This is a genomic window from Dietzia sp. DQ11-44, assembly GCF_014145205.1.
Classification (GTDB): Bacteria; Actinomycetota; Actinomycetes; order Mycobacteriales; family Mycobacteriaceae; genus Dietzia; species Dietzia natronolimnaea.
Map to the genome: position 1 here is coordinate 1 of NZ_JAALEC010000016.1, position 4,079 is coordinate 4,079.

Genomic DNA, 4,079 nt, shown 5'->3' on the forward strand with positions numbered 1-4,079 from the left:
GCGGGAAGAGGCTGTCCGCCCAACGCTGCCACCCGGCGGTGAGCACGTCGCGGTCGAACTCGTCGCCGAAGTAGTAGTGGACGACGGTGACCATGCCCCACGCGCCGTCGCCGCTGAAGAAATGGGCGCCGCTGTTGCTGCGGATGCCGAGATTCCCCGGTTCGGCCACCTCCACCACGCCGTCGATCGGGTCGAGCCCATCGGGTGTCAGGTGCACGGTGTCGCCGACCGCCGGCTGTCGGTCGATCCCCAGCGCGTCGTTGAACCGCGCCCAGATGCCATCCTTGTCGAGGTCGCTGAACGCGATGATCGACACGGTGGCCGGCGGCAGGCCGCGGAAGTGGTCGAAGTAGCGGCGGAGATTGGCCAGGAACCCGTCCCAGCCGTGGCTGTGGTACTCGGCCTCCCAGTCCTCGCCGGTGATTCCGCTGTGGATGAGCCGCAGCACGGCTCCGCCGCCGTCCCTGCCCTCGACGAGGAACTCCACGACCTCCGTCTGGCCGTCCGCAGAGGACGAGTACCGCCGCCCGGGCTCCCACTCCCGGACCGTGGCCTCGGAGATGTTGCCGGACCCGAAGTCGGACACGACGCGGGCGCCGACGCCCCCCTCCGGCGGGTCGAACCGGTGCGGCACGAACCAACACGCCATACCCTCACCTGTGGCGACGGCCTCCCACACCTCCTCCGGCGTGGCGTCGAGCTCGATGGACTTCTCGATCCGCTTGGGCTGGTCAGACATCGTCCTTCTCCTCACTCTCAGATGGGTCGGTTCGCCCGGATGGATCGGTGGGCCCGGATGAGTCGGTTCGCCCGGATGGCCCGGCGCCCCCGGATGAGTCGGTGCTCCCGGGTGGGACGGCGTGCATCCCCACGATGAGCCGGTGTCGGCGGCTCCCATCGGAGGAGTCGTCGTGGTACCTGGACACGAGCCTGGTCACCGCGTCGGTGAGTTCGTCGGCGAACGCCGCGCGGTCGGCCGGGGTGGCGAAGCACACCTCGCCGTCGAGACCGAACGTCCCGACCCGCTTGCCGGTCCGGCGCGCCCCGACGACCAGTTCACCCACCTCGCGCACCATCCGTGAGGCCAGCGCGAGCAGCCATCGTGGGGACGCCTGGTCGCTGTCGGCGCCGACGACCGGCTGGGTCCGTCCCATCACCCCGGGAGAGACGACGTACGACGACGACGAGGCCCTCAGGATCCGTTCGTGGACGTTCCCCCGCCGTCGCTCCTCGACCAGTTCGACCAGCCCGTGCTTCTCGAGCTGCCGCAGGTGATAGTTGAGCTTCTGCCTCGGTACACCCAGCCGGGCGGCGAGCGTGGTGGCCGACCCCGGCTCGGAGAGTTCGGCCAACAGGCGCGTGCGGATCGGGGCCAGGGCGGCGGTCGCCACCTCTGCGCTGTCGATCACGCCGATGTCCTGCATGCCCCCGGCCTCCTGTGTTGGTTGGCACCCAGCCTCCTGCCGACAAACTTTTTTGTCAAGGAGTGTTTCCCCGTCGGCACTCGACCGCCCGGGGGTGGACGCCCCCGGGCCGGACCCGATCAGTCGGCCGGAGGTCAGCGCTCGCCTACGCTCGGATCCATGTGTATCCACCACGGCACCGCCACCCTCGCCGGCTCCGTGACCCCTCCCGATCCCGCGCACGAGGCGGCACAGGTGCGGGCTCTGTGGGAGCCGCTGGGTCTTCCGGGGATCATCGACGTCCACACGCACTTCATGCCCGACCGCGTGATGGCCAAGGTGTGGGACTACTTCGACGCCGCCGGCCCCAAGATCGGCCGGACGTGGCCGATCACCTACCGGGAGGCCGAGGACGAGCGGGTCGCCCGCCTGAGGTCCTACGGCGTACTGGCGTTCTCGTCGATGCTGTACCCGCACAAGGCGGACATGGGGGCGTGGCTCAACTCGTGGTCGGCGGACTTCGCCTCTCGGCACCCCGACTGCCTGCACACCGCGACCTTCTTCCCCGAGCCGACCGCGGGTGACTACGTCCGCGACGCGATCGAGGCCGGGGCCCGGGTGTTCAAGTCACACATCCAGGTGGGCGAGTACGACCCTCGCGATCCGCTGCTGGACCCGGTGTGGGGCCGACTCGCGGAGGCGCAGGTGCCCACGGTGATCCACTGCGGGAGCGGTCCCGTGGCGGGACCCTTCACGGGCCCGGAGCCGGTCGCGGACGTGCTCGAGCGGTTCCCGGATCTGCCGTTGATCATCGCCCACATGGGCATGGGTGAGTACTCGGAGTTCCTGGACCTGGCCGAGCGGTACAGCGGCGTCTACCTGGACACGACCATGGCGTTCACCGACTTCGTCGAGGAGATCAGCCCGTTCCCTGCCTCGGAGCGCGGGCGGCTCGCCGATCTGGGGCACAAGATCCTGCTGGGGACCGACTTCCCCAACATCCCCTACCCGTTCGCGCACCAACTCGACGCCCTGGCGGGACTCGGGATGGGCGACGACTGGCTACGGGCGGTGTGGCACGGGAACGCCGCGAGGCTCTTCGACCTCTGACAGACCGGTCCGGCCCGCCGCGCCGCTGTCGGGCCCCGGCATCCGCTGTTCCGCCGGTTCGGGAGACGGTTCGGGGAACGGTTGGGGAGCCCGGGGCTCACTCTGCTCGGGACGGAGGACGCCTCCCGACCGCGCGGGCTGGGAGGGTCCGCCGGACAGGATTCGGCGGCCGGACAGGGCGCTGCCCAGGGTCAGCTCGTCCGCGAACTCGAGATCCGCACCCATGGGCAGGCCTGAGGCCAGACGGCTCACCACGAGTTCGGGGAACGGCCGCAGCAACCTGGCCAGGTACGTGGAGGTGGCCTCGCCGGTGGTGTTGGGGTCGGTCGCGATGATGATCTCCGCGATCTCCTCGCCCTCGAACTCCTCCCCGACTCTCCTCATCAGACCGGCGATGCGCAGCTCGTTGGGCCCGATGCCGTTGATGGGATCGAGCGCGCCACCGAGCACGTGGTAGAGCCCGCGGAACTCGCGGGTGCGCTCGATGGCCTCGATGTCCTTGGGCTCCTCGACCACACAGATGAGCGTGGGGTCGCGCCGCGGGTCGGAGCAGATGCGGCAGCGTTCGGCCGCCGACACCGTGCCGCAGACCTCGCAGTACGTGACGCCGTCGACCACCGCCTGCAGCGCGGAACGCAGCCGCTCCACCGACTCCGGCTCCGCCTGCAGGAGGTGGAAGGCCAGCCGCTGCGCGGACTTCGGACCGACGCCCGGCAGTTTGCCGAACTCGTCGATCAGGTTCTGGACTGGTCCCTCGTACATCGCCGTTCCTGTGCTGTGTCGTTCCCGGCGACGGATGCGCCGCCGGGTGGCGGGTCCCGGATATCCCCGGGTCCCGCCGGGCTCACATGCCCAGGCCGCCCATCATGTCGCCGAGGCCGCCGCCGGAGGCCAGGGGGCCGAGCCGCGACTCGGCGAGCTGCTGGACCTTGGTGTGGGCGTCGCCGAACGCACCGACGAGCAGATCCTGGAGCGTCTCGATGTCCTCGGGGTCCACGACCTTAGGGTCCACCGTGACCCCGGTGACCTCACCGGTGCCGCGCATGGTGACGGTGACGAGGCCGCCACCGGCCTGGCCGTCGACCGTGCTCGCGGCGATCTCCTGCTGCGCCTGGGCGAGCTGGGCCTGCATCTGCTGGGCCTGCTCGAGGAGGGCGTTCATGTCGGGTCCGGGCTGCATGGCGGGTCCTTTCGGCTGGTGCCTCATCTAAGCCGGGGCGGCCCCGGTCGGTCGGAACCCAGGGTAACCGCACCATCGGACAGCGTGCCCCGCCGCGCGGCGGGCCGGGCCGCTCAGCGCTCGAGCGGACGAGCCCCGAGGTGCTCCTTGAGCAACTGCAGAGCGATGTCCTCGCCGGTCCGGTGATCGATGTTCTGCGGCCCACTGCGGGCCTCGTCCACCATCTCCTCCTCGCTCACCGGGGGTGGTGGCGGACCGTCGGGCTCCCCGGCCTCCGGCTCGGGCTCCTCGGGCGGCGGCGGGATGTCGTCGTACCCGCCACCGGGCGCACCGACCGCACCGGACCGCCCGTCTCCCGCACCCTGACCGCCATCACCCCCGCGTAG

General features: G+C 70.7%; 4 protein-coding genes and 2 pseudogenes. 1 reads left to right on the forward strand and 5 read right to left on the reverse strand.

Translation table 11 applies throughout. The features are described 5' to 3' along the window. Together G6018_RS00445 and G6018_RS00450 are read right to left on the reverse strand one after the other, a co-directional pair. The coding region (locus tag G6018_RS00445; RefSeq protein ID WP_182638447.1) for an SRPBCC domain-containing protein at positions 1-739 on the reverse strand (739 nt) is incomplete at its 3' end. After that, positions 732-1,424: a helix-turn-helix domain-containing protein gene (locus G6018_RS00450; protein ID WP_095717159.1), complete on the reverse strand. Its 693-nt coding sequence runs from the start codon at positions 1,422-1,424 to the stop codon at positions 732-734. The genes G6018_RS00450 and G6018_RS00445, both read right to left, overlap by 8 nt. A 159-nt stretch (positions 1,425-1,583) precedes the next feature. On the opposite strand from G6018_RS00450, the gene G6018_RS00455 reads away from it, so the two are divergent. After that, entirely contained in the window at positions 1,584-2,513 is a 930-nt protein-coding gene (locus G6018_RS00455; RefSeq protein ID WP_095717158.1) for an amidohydrolase family protein, read from the forward strand. 156 nt (positions 2,514-2,669) lie between these two features. On the opposite strand, the pseudogene recR reads toward G6018_RS00455, so the two are convergent. The 3 genes and pseudogenes from recR to G6018_RS00470 form a co-directional block, all read right to left on the reverse strand. Beyond that, positions 2,670-3,275: pseudogene (recR, locus tag G6018_RS00460) on the reverse strand (recombination mediator RecR); the annotation flags it as partial. Between the two features lie 82 nt (positions 3,276-3,357). Continuing rightward, the gene (locus G6018_RS00465) at positions 3,358-3,693 is read right to left on the reverse strand and encodes a YbaB/EbfC family nucleoid-associated protein (RefSeq protein WP_095717156.1); all 336 of its coding nucleotides are present in this window, start codon (positions 3,691-3,693) and stop codon (positions 3,358-3,360) included. 113 nt (positions 3,694-3,806) lie between these two features. Beyond that, positions 3,807-4,079 (reverse strand): annotated as a pseudogene (locus G6018_RS00470) (DNA polymerase III subunit gamma/tau); the annotation flags it as partial.